This is a genomic window from Neisseria dumasiana (assembly GCF_022870885.1).
Lineage (GTDB): Bacteria > Pseudomonadota > Gammaproteobacteria > Burkholderiales > Neisseriaceae > Neisseria > Neisseria dumasiana.
This window is the reverse complement of sequence record NZ_CP091509.1, coordinates 648,164-668,290: the sequence shown is the minus strand read 5'-3', so window position 1 is coordinate 668,290 and position 20,127 is coordinate 648,164. Positions and strand designations below refer to the sequence as shown.

The following is a 20,127-nucleotide window of genomic DNA, read 5'->3' as shown; positions in this document are numbered from 1 at the left end:
ACATACACATGAACCACACCATACGCGGTGCGGATAAATTACCACACCATCACACTCTGCTGACCCACCGGTCGTTTTTGCGCCGTCTCAACGGTTGGGATTGGCTGTTTGCCTTGTTCATCACCATGACCGCCGTGTTTGCCCAATTCCATGTCGGGCACCGCATGGATATTTACGAAATAGTCATTTTGTGGAGCAGCGCAGCCGGCACCATATTGCTGGGCTGGTTTTTCAAGCCCCTGCGCGGGTTTACCGTTGCATCGATATTGCTGGCCTACGGTGCAGTACAGCTTTACTCGGGCGATATCGCCCATGCCGACCGCTTTTTGCTGAAATACTTTCTCAGCAGCCAATCGGCGATTATGTGGCAGTGCGCTACCGTTTTCTTCGCCCTGTTCTGCTACATTTTGGGCGCAGTAATCGCCAAAAAACAAAATACTGCAACCAACACTTTACTGGGCATCGGCAGCGTGCTGACATGGATTTCTGCCTTGGCAGGCTTTACCGGCCTGCTCGTGCGCTGGCATGAAAGCTACCTGCTCCGCCCCGACGCCGGCCATATTCCCGTATCCAATCTGTATGAAGTCTTCATTCTCTTCTTGGTGATTACCGCCCTGATGTATCTCTACTATGAAACCAAATTCGCCATACAGAAACTGGGCGCATTTGTGCTCTCTTTCATGGCGGTGGTGGTGGTTTTTGTATTGTGGTACAGCGTATCCCGCGAAGCCCATACCATCCAGCCGCTGATTCCCGCCCTGCAATCGTGGTGGATGAAAATTCATGTGCCGGCAAACTTCATCGGCTACGGTGCTTTCTGTATTTCCGCCATGTTGGGCGTGGCCGAACTGTTGGCCATCCGCAGTGAAAACGCCGGTAAAAAATCGTGGCTGCCCGAATCACAGGCGATTGAGGAAGTGATGTACAAAGCCATTGCCGTAGGCTTTCTGTTTTTCACCATCGCCACCATTCTCGGTGCATTGTGGGCGGCCGACGCATGGGGCCGCTATTGGAGCTGGGACCCTAAAGAAACGTGGGCGTTTATCGTATGGTTGAACTACGCCGTGTGGCTGCACTTGCGCCTTGTGGCCGGGTGGCGCGGCAAAGTGCTGGCATGGTGGGCGATTATCGGCCTGTTCATTACCGCTTTTGCCTTTATCGGCGTGAATATGTTTTTAAGCGGCCTACACTCCTACGGAACGCTTTAACATCATTGAAAGCCGGGCAACATGGCAGCGGGACACGGTTTCATCAACTGCACCTTTCTGCACCATTGCCCGGCTTTTTTCAAAGCAATCGCACGAAGCGGCGCACGATTCTGCCTGCCAACATATTGCCTAAAGTCCGGGCAGAATACAGAGGTCGTCTGAAATGCCGTAGCTGCCGAAACACACCAAATTAAACAACCTAAAACAACTTCAACCTTGCCAAACCGCTGCAAGCAAACACGCTCTCAACCCTACACCACAGCGGTTTATCAAGGCTGCTCATGATTTCACACGGTTATCATCTTCATGGCTGTTAAAATCCAAACCCGCACCGTTAACCCCGACATCTGCCGCACCCTCATCGAGGCCGGCACCGACCCGCTGCTCGCCCGCCTGTGCGCCGCCCGCGATGTGGCCTCCCCTGCCGAGTTGGACGACAAACTCGCCGCCCTGCTGCCCTACCAAAGTCTCACCCGCTGCACCGAAGCCGCGTCCAGATTGGCCGATGCGGTGGAGCGCAAACAGAAAATCTTAATCGTGGCCGATTACGATGCCGACGGCGCAACCGCCTGTGCAGTCGGCATCAAAGGGTTGTCGGCAATGGGAGCCTCGGTCGATTTTTTAGTGCCCAACCGCTTCGAGCACGGCTACGGCCTCACGCCCGAACTGGCCGACATCGCCGCCGCCCAAGGCGTGCAGTTATTGTTAACCGTCGATAACGGCATCGCCAGCATTGCCGGCGTAGAACGCGCGCAGGCATTGGGTTTAGATGTTATCGTAACCGACCACCATCTGCCTGCCGAAACCGTGCCCGACTGCATCATCGTCAACCCCAACCAACGCGGCTGTAACTTTGCCAGCAAAAGTTTGGCGGGCGTGGGCGTGATTTTTTATGTGCTGATGGCTTTGCGTGCCGAATTGCGGCAGCGCGGCCGGTTCAGGCCGTCTGAACATTCGCTTTCAGACGGCCTCAACGAACCGAATCTGGCCGAACTGTTGGATTTAGTCGCACTCGGCACCGTTGCCGATGTCGTGCCGCTCGACCACAACAACCGCATTCTCGTTTCACAAGGCTTGAAACGGATGCGTGCGGGGAAAATGCGCCCCGGTATCCGCGCCCTGTTTGAAATCGCAAGGCGCGACTGGCGCAAAGCCCAGCCTTTCGACATGGGCTTTGCACTCGGCCCGCGCATCAATGCCGCCGGCCGGCTTGACGATATGTCGGTCGGCATCGCCTGCCTGCTGGCCGACAACGAAGCCGAAGCGCAAAGCCTTGCTGCCCAACTCAACGATTTGAACATCGAACGGCGCGAAATCGAACAATCCATGCTGCAAGACGCGCTGAATGCCTTTCCCGAATCGCTGCCGTCCGGCCAAACCACTTTGGTTGTTTATCAAAACGACTTTCATCAAGGTGTGGTCGGCATCGTAGCCAGCCGTCTGAAAGACCGTTTCTACCGCCCCTCCATCGTGTTCGCCCCTGCCGACAACGGCGAAGTGCGCGGCTCCGGCCGCTCCATTCCCGGCCTGCATTTGCGCGATGCCTTGGATTTGGTGAGCAAACGCCACCCCGACATGATTTTGAAATTCGGCGGACACGCCATGGCAGCAGGCTTGAGCATACGCGAAGAAAACATTGCCGCTTTTCAGACGGCCTTTGAGCAGACGGTACGCGAATTGGTGCATGCCGACGACTTGGCGCAAACCTACATCACCGACGGCAGCCTGCCCGCCGCCGACATCACGCTCACACAAGCGCAAAACCTCGCCCGCCAAGTGTGGGGGCAAGGATTCGCCCCGCCGACCTTCACCGACGAATTTGCCGTTATCCGCCAACAGGCTATGGGCGTGAACCACAAAAAAGTGTGGCTGCGTAAAGAAGGCTGCGAATTTGAAGCCATGTTTTGGCGCTGCACCGAAGAGCTTCCCACCCGCGTCCGCACGGTATACCGCCCCGTGGCCAACGAATGGCGCAACAATATCGAATTGCAACTTTATATCGACTATTGGGAAGCCGCATAAGCGAGGCCGTCTGAAAACGAGCTTGCGAGTTTCGCTAAAACGAACGATACGGGCTCCGTTAAAAATTTTCAGACGGCCGCACCCGGTTTCCCAACCCTTGTAAAAACACTTTAATGCCCATATAGTGCATAAAATCTAACACAAGCACATTCATCATCGAGGACGTTATATGCAGCCCGTTACCATGTATACCGGCCCCTATTGCCCTTACTGCACCATGGCCAAACAGTTTTTAAAATCACAAGGCATCAGCGAAATCAAAGAAATCCGCGTCGATCAAAACCCTGCCGACTATGCCGAAATGCAGCAAATCACCGGCCAACGCAGCGTGCCGCAAATTTTCATCGGCAACACCCATGTGGGCGGCTTTACCGACTTATACGCACTGCACCAACGCGGCGGCCTCAAAAGCCTGTTGGAAGGCGAAACCGAATAACCCTTTCCCGCTGCACACGCAGCATAACTTTTCATAGAAAGAGCCACCATGAGCGAAGAACTGCAACCCGTATTCAGCATCGAAAAACTATATGTTAAAGATATGTCTTTAGAAGTGCCGAACGCTCCCCAAGTATTCTTGGAGCAAGGCGAGCCTGAAGTCGATATGCGCGTTTCTACCGAAAGTGCCAAACTGGAAGAAGGTTTCCACGAAGTTACCGTAACCGTAACCGTTACCGCCAAACTCGAGAACGACCGCGTAATGTTCCTGAACGAAGTATCGCAAAGCGGTATCTTCCGTTTGGAAAACATCCCTGAAGAAGACGTGAAACTGCTGCTGGCCGTTGCCTGCCCGAACATCCTGTTCCCCTACGCCCGCGAAGCCGTTTCCACCACCATTACCCGAGCAGGCTTCCCGCCCGTGCTGCTGGCTCCGATCAACTTCGAAGCCATGTATCAACAAGCGCAAGAAGGTAACGCGTAATCCGCAGCCTACCGCCGCTATAACAAGAAGCCGTCTGAAAATTTTTCAGACGGCTTCTTGTTATAGCGGTTCGGATGTGGATGCAGTTCAAGGCGTAGCAGCACAGCAAATGCAGACATATCATACAGATAGGCAAACGAGCGAGCAGCGCACAACGCAAAAATGCGCCGCAGATGGGGGTTTTGCAAAGGTCTCAGGCTGTATTTGGTTGGATAACAAGCGGCTTGATACCTTGGCACAACTCGGATAAAACAGCCCCAGCCAAAACTTGAGGCCGTCTGAAAATCCGCCAGCGGGTTTTCAGACGGCCTTTTGTTAAATACCGGCTTTTATTTCAACTTAGCCAGTTGCGCTTGTACTTTTGCCATTTTGCCTTCCAACTCGGCCAGCTCCGCGCGGTCTTTTTCGACCAGATGCGCAGGGGCTTTGTCGGTGTAGCCGGGTTTGCTGAGTTTGGCGTTGAGTTTATCCAACGCTTTTTGCAGCTTCTCGGCTTCTTTGTTCAGGCGGGCGGTTTCGGCGGCTTTGTCGATTTCTACTTTCAACATCAGGCGCGCATTTTGGCAAACGGCCACCGGCGCATCTTCGCTTTCGGGCAGTTTTTCGACCAGTTTGGCTTCGGTCAAACGCGCCATCATCGGCACATATTTCAGCAAGGCTTCCAAATCTTTGCCGCCTTCGACAAACAACGGTGCTTTCACGCTCGGTGCCAAGCCCATTTCGCCGCGCAGGTTGCGCACCGCGCCGATTAAGTCTTGCAGCGCGGCCATTTGTTCAAACGCGGCGGGCACGATTTTTTCGTTGTCGGCAACCGGCCAAGCGGCCAGCATGATGCTGTCGGTTTTCTTGGCGTTCGCCAGCGGCGCAACAACCTGCCACAGCTCTTCGGTAATGAACGGCATAATCGGGTGCATCAGGCGCAGCACCACTTCCAACACGCGCACCAAAGTGCGGCGGGTGGCGCGCTGGGTAGATTCGCAGCCGGTTTGCAGTTGCACTTTCGCCAGCTCGATATACCAGTCGCAATATTCGTTCCACACAAATTCATACAGCGTTTGCGCTGCCAAATCAAAGCGGTAGGTATCGAATGCTTCGGAAACGGCAGCTTCGGTTTGTTGCAGGCGGCCGATAATCCATTGATCGACAAAGCTGTACGCCAGCGGCAGGGTTTCGTCTTGGCCGCAGTCTTTCTCTTCGGTGTTCATCAACACAAAGTTGGTGGCATTCCACAGCTTGTTGCAGAAATTGCGGTAGCCTTCGGCGCGTTTGAAATCGAAGTTGATGCTGCGGCCGAGGCTGGCGTAGCTCGCCATCGTGAAGCGCAGCGCGTCGGTACCGAACACGGGAATGCCTTCGGGGAACAGTTTTTCGGTGGCTTTTTTCACTTGCGGCGCTTTTTCGGGGCGGCGCAGGCCGGTGGTGCGTTTGACCAGCAGGCTTTCGAGGTCGATGCCGTCGATTAAGTCGACGGGGTCAATCACGTTGCCTTCGGACTTCGACATTTTTTTGCCTTCGTGGTCGCGCACCATGCCGTGGATATATACGTCTTTAAACGGCACTTTGCCGGTGAAGTGGGTGGTCATCATAATCATGCGCGCCACCCAAAAGAAGATGATTTCGTAGCCGGTTACCAATACGTTGCTCGGCAAGAAGGCTTTCAATTCTTCGGTTTCAGACGGCCAGCCCAAAGTGGAGAACGGCACCAGCGCAGACGAGAACCAAGTATCCAGCACGTCTTCGTCGCGGGTTAAACCGCTTTTGCCTGCCAGTTTTTCCGCCTCTTCCTGATTGCGGGCAACGTAAACGCGGCCGTCTGAATCGTACCAAGCGGGAATCTGATGGCCCCACCACAGTTGGCGCGAAATACACCAGTCTTGGATGTTGTTCATCCATTGGTTGTAGGTGTTGACCCAGTTTTCGGGGATAAACTTCACTTGGCCGGAATCCACCGCGTGTTTGGCTTTTTCGGCCAAGCTCATGCCGGCAAACTCGCCAGCCGGTTCACCGCCTTCGGGCTTCGCGCTCATGGCAACAAACCATTGGCTGGTCAGCATCGGCTCGATAACCGAACCCGTGCGGTCGCCTTTCGGGGTCATCAAGGTGTGCGGTTTCACTTCCACCAACAAACCTTGCGCCTCAAGGTCGGCCACCATTTGTTTGCGGGCGGTGAAACGGTCTAAACCTGCGTAGGCTTCGGGCAAAGCAATGCCTGTCTGAACCTCGCCTTTAAAGTTGAATACTTCGGCTTGGCTTAAAACTTTGGCTTCCAAATCAAATACGTTGATTAAAGCCGTATCGTGGCGTTTGCCGACTTCGTAGTCATTGAAATCATGCGCGGGCGTAATCTTCACGCAGCCGGTGCCGAAATCTTTTTCTACATATTCGTCGCCAATAATCGGAATGCGGCGGTTCGCCAACGGCAGCAGCAATGCTTTGCCGATTAAGTGGGCATAGCGTTCGTCTTCGGGATGCACCGCCACCGCCACATCGCCCAATAAGGTTTCGGGGCGGGTAGTGGCAACGATGAGGCCGTCTGAAGGATTCTCGGCCAACGGATAGCGGATATGCCACATGCTGCCCTGCTCCTCCACGCTTTCCACCTCAAGGTCGGAAACGGCGGTGCCGAGCACGGGATCCCAGTTTACCAAGCGTTTGCCGCGGTAAATCAAGCCCTGCTCAAACAGGCGCACGAACACTTCGGTAACGGTTTCGGCACGCACGTCGTCCATCGTGAAGTATTCGCGGCTCCAGTCGGCCGAACAACCCATGCGGCGCATTTGTTCGGTAATCGTGCCGCCGGAAACATTTTTCCACTCCCACACTTTTTCCAAAAATCCTTCGCGCCCCAAATCGTGGCGCGAAACACCCTGCTCGGCCAACTGCCGCTCCACCACAATCTGCGTGGCAATGCCGGCATGGTCGGTGCCGGGAATCCAGCAGGTGTTGCGGCCTTTCATGCGGTAATAGCGCGTGAGGCCGTCCATAATCGTTTGGTTGAAGGCATGACCCATGTGCAGGGTGCCGGTAACGTTGGGCGGGGGAAGTTGGATGGCAAAAGATTCGGTGCGGGAAAAATCAGGCTGGAAATAGCCTTGAGACTGCCAGTTTTGATAATGTTTGGCTTCGATTTCGGCGGGATTGTATTTGTCTAGCATGATGTTTTTCGTATGAGCTGAAATTAATGTTCAATCGACGGATTATAACGCAAACAGCCGTCTGAAACCTATATTGCTCTCCGAACCCGGCATGGCACAAAGAGTTTGTTGAAAGCTTTTATTGCGGCGGCTGTTCAATCAACATCCGCCGCAATGCTTTGTGCAACATGCTCTAATTAACGCAACGCCTCCAATCAAACGTGGCCGACGGTATTGTCTTCAGGCAGCACATAGGCGGCAGAGTTGGCGGCGGTGTAAACCTCCGGCGCACTCTCCGGCCACGGCTCCGCACGGTCGTTGATACCGATTGCACCCAAGTTTAACGGCTGGCGGTTATCGAGCAGCCCGTCTGCCTTGTCGGCATGCTCCGCATTTGCAGGCGTTTTCTGACCGGCCGTGCGTAAAGCTGCGGGATTAACCTGAATGTTTTCAGAAGCCGACGCGCTGAAAGTGGTGTGGCCGATGTCGGCAAGCTTGGCCTTGCCCGCAGACGGCATATTTTCCGCATGGGGATTGTCGTTTTGCATCTCTTCGGGAATCATGCCGGCAGAGGGCATTTTGGCTTGGGCGGACGCTTTGGATTTGGCCGCCAGTGCCTTGAGCTTTTGGGCGGCGGCAATATCTTGAACGGTAATGCCGTTGTTGCCCAAAATGCCGACTGCCTTATTGTGTTGGTTACTGTGGATTCTGGTGGTTGTGTTTTCCGTTTTCAGCCAATCGCCGTTTTCAAAAGCGGCGGTGCCGTCGGTTTCGAATTTGTTGCCGGACACATTAAGTTGGATTTTCTGCGACCCGCCGACACCTTTGGTGCGGATAACCGGTCTGTCGATCAGGCCGCCCAAATTGAATGTGTTTTGGTTGACGGTAATCGACTGGGCATTGGTTTCGGCAGAGAGTGCTTCGGTGGCGGCATTCGACTGCTTGATATGGAGTTTGTTGGATTCGATCATGATTCTGCCGTGCAGGCGGCCGTTGGTATTTTGCTCTTGAATCAAAATCGGCGCGCTGTGGCTTCTGGTTACTTCCATCGTGTTGTTGATGATACGGATTGTTCCCGAACCCGGCCCTCTTTCAACCGCTTTGGTATCCGGATTATCCGGATTGCCGAATACGCTGATCAAGCTGTCGGAAGAATTGCCCTTGATGGTGTTGTTGGAAATGCTCAAAGAATAAGTGGCATCTTTTTCGTTATTGCGCATCTCAATGCCGCGGGTGATGCCGTTTTTATCGGTTAAACCCTCGATGGTGTTGTTGGTAATCACAAACGCGCCGGTTTTCGGGTTGGCGAATTTTTGCCAAGCTTGCGCTTTGTTTTCCAGCTTGATGCCGCGAAAACCCGCATAGTCGCTGGATTCGTGCGGAACACCGAAATTGTCGTCTCTCAGCAGGCGGAACGAAGGATCTTGGATAATTTTATTATTGTGTATGGTTACTTTATCCATAGTGAACTGGCGGTTTTCGACTGCAATGCCATACATACGGTCGCCGTTGAGTATGTTGTCTTTGATGGTGATGTTGTTGCCGTCGTGCGAATCGATACCTTTGCGGTAATTGTGGTCGGTTTTGTTTTTGGCAATGGTAATGCCGTTGTTGTAGCTGCCTGCCACCAAGGCGATTCCGTAACCTGTTCCGCCGTCGTCTTTATGGCCGTTCCAAGATAAGGTATTGCCCTCCGCCACAAAACCTTTTTGATAAGATACTAAAATACCTGCAACACGGTTGTGGTGCAGGTAGCTGTCTACAATCTTATTGTTGTCGCCGGTGGGCAGTTGGTTGGCAGAAATTTTTCCGTTAATCAGCGAGTATTTCGCACCTGTCGACACCGCATCGGTCGAAGTAAATAAAACCCCCGCCCGGTTGGCTCCGGAAACTTCCACTTTTTTAATCAGGGTATGGTCGGAATCGTTCACGACGATACCGTTGATTTTACCGAAATAACTTTGGCCGGAACGGTAGAAATCGGTTGGTTTGGTATGCTGGTACTGTATCGACAAATCGCTGATAAATTTACCGTTTTGCTTATTGATCCAAATACCGGCTTTTTCGGGAACGGTGCTGTTACTGTCGGGATTGTGCACACCGGTTTGCGTATGGGTAAACAGAATCTTGGTTTTTCCCATACCGTCGCCGAAAATCCCTCTCACATCTTTGGTATCGGCGTTGATTTCGATTGCTTGGGTGATTCTGATCATGCCGTTGATATAAAGCGCAGCTTTTTCTTTATTGGCCGCAACCAATGCTGCTTTTACCGCATCATCATAACTATTGTTTTTGGTTTTGAAATCTCTGATATCTACATATTTTCCGTAAGTTTTATGTGTGCGTACGACATATTTCGACATTTTTTATCTAACCTCCTAAATAAATCTTTCATTCCAAAAAGATAAATGCGAGGCAAGAGTATAATGTATTTTCCAAATCGGAAAAGACGCCTCTTGTTTTAATATATTTTTTTATACTTTTATCATTATCCAATTGAGATGAAATAATAAAATGTTACTTTTTGTTAACAAAATTCAATGATGCGGCAATTTTATTTGTTAACAATTTGAGTAAATAATATATATGCATACCGAATTTATGAATAAAAGAAATGATTTACCAATCAGAATTAACGTAAGTTAAATATTGTTAAACATAAAATCGGCCTTGCCAACAAGGTTTTTTCAGCGGCTCTTTATGTTATCCGGCTAAAAGTAACGATTCGTTTATGATTTATTAATAACCTATTTGAATAATAGAGTTTAAACGTCATAAAAAATATATTAAAAACATAGAGATAAAGATGACATTGAGTTTATTTCCAACCGGCAGAAACACACCGGCCAATCTTCTTCCCTACGACGGATCGGTTAACGACTACGGCGCGGTTATTGCTGCCGAAAAGGCCGACGTTTATTTTTCCGTGCTGGCTCAAGAGATTCTGTGGCGGCATGACGAAGTGTTGATGTACGGCAAGCGGATTACCACGGCCCGTCAAACCGCTTGGTATGGCGACAAACCGTTTGCCTACACTTATTCGGGTATTTCCCGCCTTGCTTTGCCGTGGCATTCTGTACTGTTGGAGATCAAACAAACGGTTGAAGACTGCATCCGCCCCCACACGCCTGCCGTGTTCAATTCCTGCCTGCTCAACCTTTATTCAGACGGCCTCGAAGGTATGTCGTGGCACAGCGACGACGAACCCGAGCTGGGCAATGAGCCGGTCATTGCTTCGGTCAGTTTCGGGGCAACCCGAAAATTTGCGTTCAAACACAAAACAACGCATGAAAAACGTGAAATATTTCTGCAACACGGGCAGCTGATTGTGATGCACGGCGACACGCAAACCCATTGGCGGCATGCCGTGATGAAAAGCAAAACCGTGCATGCCCCCCGAATCAGCCTGACTTTCAGAACCATTCTGGATTGACTATACGAAACCTTTTTATAAATAAGCGTTAGGCCGTCTGAAAACCTTTTCAGACGGCCTAACGCTTATTTAACTTTAACCCGGCACACTCACACGCCAAACGCAATCAAGTGTTCCAAATCCATGCGGATACCGATGCGGCTGCCGACGGGGTGGTCGTGGTGGGCGGGCACTTGGGCGGCAACGGTTTCGCCGCTGTCGAGCTTGAGCGTGTAGATGAAATAGCTGCCTTTGAAATCTTTATCCAGCACTTCGGCGGTAATCGGGCTGGCGTGGTCGTGCACGATATCGTCGGGGCGGATAAGCACGTCCACTTCGCTGCAACATTGGCAGGCAAACGGCACGGTGCCGCAAAACTCGCCGACGGCCAGTTGTACGCAAGCCGGACTTTTAACCTTGCCGCGCAGCATTACGCCGGTGCCGATAAAGCGGGCGGTATAGGTGTCGGCAGGCTCATGGTAGAGCTTGTAGGGCGTATCCCACTGTTTCAGACGGCCTTCGTGCATGATGCCGATTTTGTCGGCCATCGCAAACGCTTCCTGCTGGTCGTGCGTGACCAGAATCGCGCTGGTGTTTTCCCGTTTCAGCAGTTGGCGCACTTCTTTCGACAGGCGTGCGCGCAAGTCGGCATCCAGGTTGGAAAACGGTTCGTCGAGCAAAATCAGCTCGGGCTTGGGTGCAAGAGCGCGCGCAAGAGCCACGCGCTGTTGCTGTCCGCCTGAAAGCTGGTGCGGATAACGGCTGCCGTAGTCGGGCAAGCCGATTAATTCGAGCAGCTCGCCCACCCGTGCATGGCGTTCGGCGGCAGGCTGTTTGCTGATACCGAACGCGATATTCTGGGCGACGGTAAGATGCGGAAACAGCGCGTAATCCTGAAACACCATACCGATGCGGCGCAGGTGCGGCGGCATGGATGTGAGGCCGTCTGAAAGCGTGGTGCCGCTCAACACGATCTTACCGCTTTCGGGCTGCTCAAAGCCTGCAATCGAGCGCAGCGCGGTGGTTTTTCCGCAGCCCGAATGCCCGAGCAGGCAGGCGATTTCGCCTTGTTCCAATGCAAAACCAAAATCCTGCAACACGGGTTTGCCGTCGAAAGAAAGATTAATTTGGGAAACTTCTAAAATCATGTGTTTTGCTCCGTGCGCGAAAACAGGATAACGGGCAGCAGGCCGGTTAAAACGATAAGCAGAGCGGGCAGTGCGGCATTGGCAAACTGCCCTTCGATGGTGAAAGCGTACACCCGCACGGCGAGCGTGTCCCAATCATAGGGGCGCGTCATCAGCGTAATCGGCATTTCTTTCATCACATCCACAAACGCCATCAGCACCGCCGTGCCGATTGCACCTTTCAGCAACGGCAGATACACGCGCCGCAACACGCCGCCGCCGGTACAGCCGAGCGAACGCGCCGCTTCGGCTTGCGACGGACTGATGCGCTCCAGCCCCGCTTCCACCGCGGCGTAACCGACGGCAAGAAAGCGGATGAGATACGCTGCCAACATCACTGCCAACGTGCCTTTCAAAATACCGGTAGTGCCTTCGGGCAGATTCAGGTGTTCAATCAAAATATTGTCGAACCACGCCACCGGCACGAACACCCCCACCGCCAGCACCGTCCCCGGAATGCCGTAACCCAGCGTAGCAATACGCGCGGCAACGGCGGCGAAACGGCTTTTATCCGCACGCTTGGCCAAAGCCAGCAGCAAAGCGACGACGGCCACCAATACGGCGGCGGCAAAGCTGGCAGCAAAAGAATGCCATGCGTGCAGCCACAGCGAAGTGTTGAAACCGTCGTTCCAAGTTTCGTGCGCCCATACGATCAGTTGCACCAGCGGAATAACAAACGCAAACAGCAAAATCAAGCCGCAATAAGCCGTTGCAAGCCACTTGAGGCCGTCTGAAAGCGGCTTGCAGCGGTGTTGCTGCGCCTTGCCGGACTGATTGAAACGGCGGTTGCCGCGGCTGAGCTGTTCCAACGCCAACAGCACGAACACCAGCGTAATCAGCAAAGCGGCGAGCTGTTTGGCCGTTTCCAGCGAATAAAAATCAAACCATGCCTGATAAATCGCCGTGGTAAACGTGTCGTAGCCGAACACCGATACCGTGCCGAAATCGGCCAGCACTTCCATCAAAGCCAAAATCACGCCGCCTCCGATCCACGGCCGCGCCATCGGCAAGGCCAGTTTGAAAAACGCCCGCCGCGGCGACAAACCCAACGACGCGCCCGCCTCCAACGCCCGCTGCCCCATGCTGCCGAAAGCATTTCGCGCCAACAGGTACACATACGGATAAAACGTCAGGCTCATCACCACCGCCAAACCGAAACCGTTACGCACATCGGGCAAAAACTGCTCGATGCCGTAGCGTTCGCGTATCAGCGTATTCAGCGGGCCGGTGTAGTCAAACAAACCGAGCTGGGTAAATGCCAGCACATACGCCGGCACCGCCAGCGGCAGCATCAATGCCCAAAAGAAAAAACGCCGCAGCGGAAAATCATACATCGCGGTGAGCCACGCGCAGGAAGTGCCCAGCACCGCCACGCCCGCGCCGACACCAGACACCAGAAACAGCGTGTTTTTCAGCAGCTCGGGCAATTGGTATTCGAGCAGAAACGACCAGATTTCGGCATCAAACTCCCCCAATGCCGCCACGATAACGGCCAGCGGTATCAACACCAGCACAATACAGGCCGTCAACCACAGGCGCGGCAATAACAGTTTGGAAAAAGAACGGTTCATAAACAGGCAAACACACTTCGTAAACGGTGATACGGCATTATCTATTCAGCCTATACGGAATGCAAACCAAACAGCATCAATTTCGCTATAAATGATAATTTATATTGTTCTTAATACGATACTTCATTACAATACAAGAATGTATGGTCGGTTTTAAGCAATTTGAAATATTTGCCATGTTCATTATTTCATCAAATTTTCGCAAAAACCGGCTTCTGCATTCATTTCAATTTAAGTGGTGAATTTTTAAGAGGATCAGAAACATGATGAAAAAAACACTTGCCGTTTCCGTAGCCCTGCTGGCCGCAGCGCCCGCATTTGCCGAAGAATTGGTGGTTTATTCTTCGCGTGCCGACAACCTGCTGCGCCCCGTTGCCGAAGCCTATCAAAAGAAAACCGGCGTAACCATCAAACTGGTGAACGACAAAGCCGGCCCGCTGATGGAAAAACTCAAGGCCGAAGGCAGCAACAGCCCTGCCGACGTATTCATCACCGTTGACGGCGGCAATTTGTGGCAAGCCACCCAAATGGGGCTGCTGCGTCCGATTAATTCCGCCACTTTGAAAAACAACATTCCCGCCAACCTGCGCGACCCGAAAAACCAATGGTTCGGCCTTTCCGTACGCGCCCGCACCATTTTCTACAATACTCAAAAAGTGAAGCCTTCCGAGCTTTCCACCTATGCCAATCTGGCCGACCCGAAATGGAAAGGCCGCCTGTGCCTGCGCACGTCCAACAACGTCTATAACCAATCTTTGGTCGGCACCATGATTGCCAACCAAGGCCATGCCAAAACCGCCCAAATCGTGAAAGGCTGGGTCAACAACTTGGCCACCGAGCCGTTTGCCAACGACACTGCCATGCTTGAAGCCATCGGCGCAGGCCGTTGCGACGTGGGCATTGCCAACACCTACTACTACGGCCGCCTGATGGACAAACAGCCCAACCTGCCCATTGGCGTATTCTTCGCCGACCAACAAGGTAAAGGCACACACGTCAACGTATCCGGCGCGGGCGTGACCAAGCACACCAAAAAAGCCGCCCAAGCGCAGAAATTCATCGAATGGTTGAGCGGCAGCGAAGCGCAAAACCTGTTTGCCGACCTGAACCACGAATACCCCGCCAACCCGAAAATCAATCCTGATCCGAAAGTGGCCAAATGGGGCAAATTCAAACAAGACGTGATCAACGTATCGGTAGCCGGCAGCAATCAGAAAAAAGCCGTAATGCTGATGAAACAGGCCGGTTATAAATAACCGTTTCTGTAATACAAGGCGATGATCGAGCAGGCCGTCTGAACGCTCAGACAGCCCTCATCACTAACCGAAAGGCTGAACTTTGTTTGACGCAAAGTTCAGCCTTTTCCATAGGTTTCCAATAGGTTGCGACCTGTGCAAAAGTCTTCTTGCAGGCTACGCCGGCTTGCCCAAATCGTGTTTCAACAACACCAAACCCGCACCTATCAGCATCACATCTTTAAACACAAAACCGTTAAAGCCGATCTGCAACAGCAGGCTCAACGTAACCAAGCCGGTTACAATAACCAGAACATCGCCCGCAATGCTCAGGCGCGGTTTGAAAAAACCTAAAAACAGCGAAATATAAGCCACAGCTTCTACCACCCCGAGCAGATAGCTGGCACCGTGCGCGCCTAAAAGCGGATAAAGAAAGCCCAACCAAGTTTTCGGCAGCATGGCTTCCAAAGCGTCCACTTCAAACTGCATCCATTTGAAAATGCCGTAAACCAAAAAAACCAGAAATACTCCGGCGCGAAGGGCAGCAATATCAAAATTCGATTGTCGGAATGTTTGAATCAGTTTTTCCATTTTGATCACCTAAATAACCGGTTAAAAAATCTATCTACTGACATGGACGCATCCCGTGCCCGAAACTTACACCTATAATCAATTAACTTAACTTTTACCAAGGCAAACCCAACGCTGCCCGCAACGCAAAGGCCGTCTGAAAAAATATTTCAGACGGCCTCGATATAACCAATAAGATTACCCCAGTTCCCGTTGTTTTTCGCTCAACAGATGATGGATATGGCGGGCGATTTCCTGCCTGTCCGCACCCGATTGCACGGGGTCGAGAAAATGAAGTTCTGCCGTACCGTCCGGCTGCGAAGCGATCATGCGAATGGATTCCACCAAACTGATGTCGCCGTAGTACGCCATGGCCGGGTTTGGGCTGCTGCCGTCCGGATTGGGATAGCGGCACAGCACCGGAATAAACGGCACGCCCGCTTCATTGGCCGCCTGAAAAAAGCTGGTTTTAAACGGCAGAATTTCGCGGCCTTCGCTGCTCGTGCCTTCGGGAAACAGAGTAACCGTGTCACCGTTTTTCAACGCCTCGGTAACATGGCGGATTTTCCGGCTGTTGCCTTCGGTGCCTTTGTTGCGCGTAACGTAAACCGTTTGCGCCTGTGTGGCGAGGTAGCCGACAACCGGCCATTTGGCCACATCGTCTTTAGCCACAAAACGGCCGGGGAAAGCAGCGTTAATGGCCATAATATCGAGCCATGAAATATGGTTGCAGATCATCATCTGCCCCTGCCCTTCTTTCGGCAGGTTGCCGTAGGTTTTGAGCTTCAGCCCGCAAGAGGCGAGCACGCGCAGCGACCACAATTGAATGGCGCGCAGTTTGCGTTGCTTGCTGTAAAAAGGAAACAGGAAAAACATTTCCAGCATGCCGTAAAGCAAACAGCCGGCTATGCAGAACAGTCGGAAAGCAGTGCGTAAGGTTTTCATATTATTGAAGTGTGTGTGCAATACATCAGCAGGCCGTCTGAATAAGAAGTTTTAGCGAAGCCTGCATCGTTCGCTTTAGCGAAACCCTCCAGCGGGTTTTCAGACGGCCTGATCGATTTATTTTAAAGTCGCGGGGCGAAGCGTTGGAGATAGCGGTCGTTTAAGCGGTTGATGTCCATCAGAATCAACACATCGGCACAGTTGAATGCTTCATCGACGCACGGCTCGCCGCAAAACCAGGCACCGGCGTTCAAATAGCCTTTAATCAACGACGGGCAAGGGGGATTTTCAACGGGATTCAGTTCGTCCCATTTGAGGGGATTGAGCGGACGCACGCACCATTGTGCAGGCGCCAAATGCTTTTCTTTTAAAGCGTGATACAGGCCGGCCGCTTCGTGGCCGCCGTCGACGGTGCTGATGCTGCCGCAGCCGATCATAAAACGCAGGTTTTCATCGCGCATGAATTTCACCAAACCCGACCACAAAAGCATAATCAAGCCGCCGTTGCGGTAATCGGGATGGATGCAGGCTCTGCCGAGTTCTACGGTTTGGGGCAGAATGTCTTTCAAAGGGGAAAGGTCGAATTCGTGCTCGCTGTACCACGAGCCTACGGCTCGGGCGCTTTCTTCGGTAATCAGGCGGTAGCAGCCGATGACTTCGCCGGTGGCATCGTCGAAAGCCAGCAAATGGTGGCAGTGTTCGTCGTATTCATCCACATCCAAACCGTTGCCGCTTTGAATGTCTGCACCCAATTCTTCGGCGAATACTTGGTAACGCAGGCGTTGCGCGGCTTCGATTTCTTGTTGGTTTTCCGCCAATCGCACGCTGAGGCCGATTTTGGGGCCGGTGGTGTTGAAACGGCTTTTATGGGGCATACAAGCTCTCATAGTCAGTAAGTAAGCCCGCTAGTATAGCAGAGTGTTTTTTACTTTTTCCATAAGCAATATCTTATGTTTATCTACGTCTTGGCCGGAACGGGGCCGTCTGAAAGCGCAATTTGCCGCATATTGCCTGAAAAGCGTTCCCATCCGCTCGGGCGAACACCGCAATCTGCAAGGCTGCAACATTCTTTGCGCCGTATTGCGGCAAACCTTTATACGGAGAAAAAATCTGCTCATAATAGCGGTTTGTCGGCACACCGCAAACATGATGATTCTGCAACACCTTGCCGATTCGACGAACGCAACGGCGCACCGCCATTTACCGGCAATCTGCCGAACATGTCTCCGAGGCCGTCTGAAACCGATTACTGCACATTACAGGTTGTCATTCCCATGAAATCCTCTTTTTCAACACATTACCGGATACTCAAGCGAAAAATCATCCACAAACTCAACCAAACCCAACGGCTGTCGCGCAAAACGCTGGCTTTTATGTTCCTGCTCGCCGGTGCCGCGCTGGTGGCTTTGGTGTCGCTGGCTTTTGCCAAAATGGCCGACTGGGCATTAGAAGAAAATGCGCGGCTGGTTAAAGAATACCCGTGGTTTGCGTGGGTAGCCCTGCCGCTCGGCCTGCCTTTGATTGTGTGGCTGACGCGCCGTTTCGCGCCCTATACCGCCGGCAGCGGCATCCCGCAGGTACTGGCTTCATTGTCGTTACCCTATGGCGCACAAAAAACCCGACTGATTTCGCTGTGGCAAACCATGCTGAAAATCCCGCTTACTTTCTTAGGTATGCTCGCGGGCGCGTCTATCGGGCGCGAAGGGCCTTCGGTGCAAGTTGGCGCCGCCGTGATGTCGGCTTGGGGCGCATGGTGTAAAAAACACAATATCGCCTTCAAAGGCATGCAGGAAAACGATTTGATTGCCGCAGGCGCGGCGGGCGGTTTGGCCGCCGCCTTTAATGCCCCGCTTGCCGGAGTGGTGTTTGCCATCGAAGAGCTGGGGCGCGGCATTCTGCTGCGCTGGGAACGGCAGATTTTCATCGGCGTCTTGGCAGCCGGTTTCATTCAAGTGGCCATTCAGGGCAACAACCCCTATTTTTCGGGCTTCCACGGCACCGAATTAGACGACATGCTGATGTGGGTGTTGCTCAGCGGGCTGGTTTGCGGCGTAGCAGGCGGCCTGTTCGCCCGTATGCTGTATAAAGGCGCGGCGGCCTTCTCTCCCGAAAAATACCGCGGCTGGATACGCCGCAACCCCATTATGCTGGCCGGCATTATCGGCATAGTGCTGGCTGCACTCGGCACGGTTTATCAAGGCCAAACATTCGGCACGGGCTATCACGAAGCTTCCGATGCCTTAAGACGCATGTACGACGCACCTTTCGGCGTTGCCCTTGCCAAATGGGCCGCCACCGTACTGTCTTATTGGGCAGGCATTCCCGGCGGCATCTTCACCCCTTCGCTCACCGTCGGCGCCATGATCGGCCAGCATCTTGCCGAATTTGCCGACCTACAAACCGGTGTCAACGTATTGGTATTGATCTGCATGACGGCGTTTTTGGCCGCCGCCACGCAATCCCCGCTCACCTCCAGCGTAGTGGTGATGGAAATGACGGGCGGACAGAATCTGTTGTTTTGGTTGTTGATTGGTGCTATTTTTGCATCTCAGGTGTCGCGCCAATTTTCACCCAAACCGTTTTACCATGCGGCAGGCGCACGTTTCCGGCAGCGTGTTCAGGAAGAATATGCCGCCAAACAGGCCGATATTAAGGAGAATCGATAAATGGCAGTAAACTTAAAAGAAAAATACGCGGCAGAATTGCTTACTGTTGACGGCGCACAGGTTTTTATCGGGCAAGCCGGCATTAAAAAAGCCGCCCACGACGACTTGACGCTGATTGTACTGAACCCCGACAACACCATCGGAGCAGTGTTCACCCAAAACCGCTTCTGCGCCGCCCCCGTGCATATTGCCCAAGAACATCTGACCAACGAAAACGGTATCCGCGCACTGGTAATCAATACCGGCAACGCCAATGCCGGCACAGGCATCAAAGGGCGTGAAGACGCCCTAACCGTGTGCCGTGCCGTCGCCAGAGAAATCGGCTGCGAGCCGGAACAAGTGCTGCCCTTCTCCACCGGCGTGATTCTCGAACCGCTGCCCACCGCTAAAATCGTTTCCGCACTGCCGAATTTAAAACCCGCACACTGGAATGATGCCGCCCGCGCCATCATGACCACCGACACCGTGCCCAAATCGGCCAGCCGCGAAAGCAGAATCGGCAACAACCACACCGTCCGCGCCACCGGCATTGCCAAAGGTGCGGGCATGATCTGCCCCAACATGGCCACCATGCTCGGCTTTATCGTGTGCGACGCCAACGTATCGCAACCCGTATTGCAAATGCTCACGCAGGAAATCGCCGACCTTTCTTTCAACGCCATCACCGTTGACGGCGACACCAGCACCAACGACAGCTTTGTAATAGCCGCCACAGGCAAATGCGGCCAAAACGAAATCGACAATATCGCCGATCCGCGCTACGACCAACTGAAAGAACTGCTCGGCGGTCTGGCACTCGAACTGGCCCAATCCATTGTCCGCGACGGCGAAGGTGCCACCAAATTTATCACCGTCAAAGTAGAAAACGCCGCCAGCCGTGAAGAAGCGCGCAAAGTCGCCTACGCTATCGCACATTCTCCTTTGGTAAAAACCGCGTTTTTCGCGTCCGACCCCAATCTCGGCCGTCTGCTTGCCGCTATCGGCTACTCGGGTTTGGAAAACTTCGACACCGACAAAGTACGCCTGTGGTTAGGCTCCGCTTTGGTTGCCGAACACGGCGGCAGAGCCGAGAGCTACACCGAAGAAGCCGGGCAAATGGTTATGAACCAAGATGAAATTACCGTGCGTGTCGATCTGCAACGCGGCGGCGAACAGGCCACGGTTTACACCTGCGACTTATCGCACGATTATGTGTCGATTAATGCCGACTACCGCAGCTAGATAAACCAAAGAGGCCGTCTGAAAGTTCAAAACTTCA

General features: G+C 53.0%; 16 protein-coding genes. 8 read left to right on the top strand and 8 right to left on the bottom strand.

Translation table 11 applies throughout. The features are described from left to right. The first annotated feature begins 8 nt into the window (after positions 1-8). The 4 genes from ccsB to secB all read left to right on the top strand — a co-directional run bounded on the left by ccsB (position 9) and on the right by secB (position 4,149). The gene (gene ccsB, locus LVJ88_RS03020; protein WP_085356030.1) at positions 9-1,208 is read left to right on the top strand and encodes a c-type cytochrome biogenesis protein CcsB; all 1,200 of its coding nucleotides are present in this window, start codon (positions 9-11) and stop codon (positions 1,206-1,208) included. Between the two features lie 306 nt (positions 1,209-1,514). Next, complete coding sequence (gene recJ / locus LVJ88_RS03015) at positions 1,515-3,230, top strand: single-stranded-DNA-specific exonuclease RecJ (RefSeq protein ID WP_085418889.1); 1,716 nt, start codon at positions 1,515-1,517, stop codon at positions 3,228-3,230. A 169-nt stretch (positions 3,231-3,399) separates the two neighbouring features. After that, on the top strand, positions 3,400-3,666 hold the full coding sequence (gene grxC, locus LVJ88_RS03010; RefSeq protein WP_054600280.1) for a glutaredoxin 3: 267 nt from the start codon (positions 3,400-3,402) through the stop codon (positions 3,664-3,666). A 48-nt stretch (positions 3,667-3,714) separates the two neighbouring features. Continuing rightward, complete coding sequence (gene secB / locus LVJ88_RS03005) at positions 3,715-4,149, top strand: protein-export chaperone SecB (protein ID WP_054600279.1); 435 nt, start codon at positions 3,715-3,717, stop codon at positions 4,147-4,149. Positions 4,150-4,166: 17 nt separating this feature from the next. Here the strand turns inward: secB and LVJ88_RS03000 are convergent, their stop codons facing one another. The 3 genes from LVJ88_RS03000 to LVJ88_RS02990 all read right to left on the bottom strand — a co-directional run bounded on the left by LVJ88_RS03000 (position 4,167) and on the right by LVJ88_RS02990 (position 9,646). Continuing rightward, the gene (locus tag LVJ88_RS03000) at positions 4,167-4,337 is read right to left on the bottom strand and encodes a lipoprotein signal peptidase (RefSeq protein ID WP_096777409.1); all 171 of its coding nucleotides are present in this window, start codon (positions 4,335-4,337) and stop codon (positions 4,167-4,169) included. Between the two features lie 141 nt (positions 4,338-4,478). Beyond that, positions 4,479-7,304 carry a valine--tRNA ligase gene (locus LVJ88_RS02995; RefSeq protein ID WP_085418890.1) on the bottom strand — a complete coding sequence of 942 codons (2,826 nt, stop codon included), beginning with the start codon at positions 7,302-7,304 and terminating at the stop codon, positions 4,479-4,481. Positions 7,305-7,498: 194 nt separating this feature from the next. Continuing rightward, entirely contained in the window at positions 7,499-9,646 is a 2,148-nt protein-coding gene (locus LVJ88_RS02990; RefSeq protein ID WP_085418891.1) for a right-handed parallel beta-helix repeat-containing protein, read from the bottom strand. 443 nt (positions 9,647-10,089) lie between these two features. Between LVJ88_RS02990 and LVJ88_RS02985 the strand changes: the two genes are divergently transcribed. Continuing rightward, the gene (locus tag LVJ88_RS02985; RefSeq protein WP_054600276.1) at positions 10,090-10,716 is read left to right on the top strand and encodes an alpha-ketoglutarate-dependent dioxygenase AlkB family protein; all 627 of its coding nucleotides are present in this window, start codon (positions 10,090-10,092) and stop codon (positions 10,714-10,716) included. 89 nt (positions 10,717-10,805) lie between these two features. Here the strand turns inward: LVJ88_RS02985 and LVJ88_RS02980 are convergent, their stop codons facing one another. Together LVJ88_RS02980 and LVJ88_RS02975 are read right to left on the bottom strand one after the other, a co-directional pair. After that, a complete protein-coding gene (locus LVJ88_RS02980; protein WP_085418162.1) occupies positions 10,806-11,843 on the bottom strand; it encodes an ABC transporter ATP-binding protein in 1,038 nt (345 codons plus the stop codon). Next, positions 11,840-13,453 carry an ABC transporter permease gene (locus tag LVJ88_RS02975; RefSeq protein WP_085418161.1) on the bottom strand — a complete coding sequence of 538 codons (1,614 nt, stop codon included), beginning with the start codon at positions 13,451-13,453 and terminating at the stop codon, positions 11,840-11,842. Before LVJ88_RS02975 ends, LVJ88_RS02980 begins: the two co-directional genes overlap by 4 nt. Positions 13,454-13,719: 266 nt before the next feature. Here LVJ88_RS02975 and LVJ88_RS02970 point away from each other — a divergent pair, with 266 nt between their 5' ends. Continuing rightward, the gene (locus LVJ88_RS02970) at positions 13,720-14,709 is read left to right on the top strand and encodes an extracellular solute-binding protein (protein ID WP_416171750.1); all 990 of its coding nucleotides are present in this window, start codon (positions 13,720-13,722) and stop codon (positions 14,707-14,709) included. Between the two features lie 156 nt (positions 14,710-14,865). Here the strand turns inward: LVJ88_RS02970 and LVJ88_RS02965 are convergent, their stop codons facing one another. The 3 genes from LVJ88_RS02965 to LVJ88_RS02955 form a co-directional block, all read right to left on the bottom strand. Beyond that, positions 14,866-15,279 carry a DUF417 family protein gene (locus tag LVJ88_RS02965; protein WP_054600291.1) on the bottom strand — a complete coding sequence of 138 codons (414 nt, stop codon included), beginning with the start codon at positions 15,277-15,279 and terminating at the stop codon, positions 14,866-14,868. 177 nt (positions 15,280-15,456) lie between these two features. Next, the gene (locus tag LVJ88_RS02960) at positions 15,457-16,203 is read right to left on the bottom strand and encodes a lysophospholipid acyltransferase family protein (RefSeq protein ID WP_085418159.1); all 747 of its coding nucleotides are present in this window, start codon (positions 16,201-16,203) and stop codon (positions 15,457-15,459) included. A gap of 122 nt (positions 16,204-16,325) precedes the next feature. Then, entirely contained in the window at positions 16,326-17,078 is a 753-nt protein-coding gene (locus tag LVJ88_RS02955) for a GNAT family N-acetyltransferase (RefSeq protein ID WP_085418158.1), read from the bottom strand. Between the two features lie 399 nt (positions 17,079-17,477). Here LVJ88_RS02955 and LVJ88_RS02950 point away from each other — a divergent pair, with 399 nt between their 5' ends. Next, positions 17,478-18,869: a chloride channel protein gene (locus LVJ88_RS02950; RefSeq protein ID WP_085418169.1), complete on the top strand. Its 1,392-nt coding sequence runs from the start codon at positions 17,478-17,480 to the stop codon at positions 18,867-18,869. After that, entirely contained in the window at positions 18,870-20,090 is a 1,221-nt protein-coding gene (gene argJ / locus LVJ88_RS02945) for a bifunctional glutamate N-acetyltransferase/amino-acid acetyltransferase ArgJ (RefSeq protein ID WP_085418157.1), read from the top strand. Positions 20,091-20,127 lie beyond the last annotated feature (37 nt).